This is a genomic window from Psychrobacter sp. 1Y4, assembly GCF_051847555.1.
The window spans coordinates 1-536 of the sequence record NZ_JBPYDE010001072.1 but is presented as its reverse complement, the minus strand read 5'-3'; the positions used below and the strand labels follow the sequence as shown (position 1 = coordinate 536).

Genomic DNA, 536 nt, shown 5'->3' with positions numbered 1-536 from the left:
CGCCACTGCCAAGACTTCGGCGTTTTCTTTGGCAATCTCTTTACCTGCATCAATAGATGCCAATGCTTCTTGTAGCGCGGTCTCAAGACCCATGCGGAACTCTTCGTGCTCACGTGCCTCTTTGCTCATGCTACCCATGGCATTGAATTTCTCGACCAGACCATCTGCTTCGGCTTGGAAGTGCGCACGAGTGACTTCGGCTTTTGCCAGTCCAACGTCACGCTCTGCCTTGGCGTTTGATTCACCGCGAGCGGCGATAACTTCAGCATTGGCCATACCGACATCACGCTCGGCTTTGGCATTAGATTCACCGCGAGCGGCAACAATCTCTGCATCGACCATACCGATGTCACGCTCGGCTTTTGCTTTAGACGCACCGCGAGCCGCGATAACCTCAGCTTCAGCCATCCCTTTTTCACGGTCTGTTTGAGCCTGAGCCTGTCCAGTTGCCTTGATGACATTCGCTCTCGCAATGCCTTCTTTTTCAAGCGATACTGATTTGGCTTCTTGAATCGCCGCTTCAGCAAAGCCATGCG

General features: G+C 53.2%; 1 pseudogene. It reads right to left on the bottom strand.

Annotation, left to right across the window (positions count from 1 at the left end):
* Positions 1-536: pseudogene (locus ACS8FC_RS20480) on the bottom strand (hypothetical protein); the annotation flags it as partial.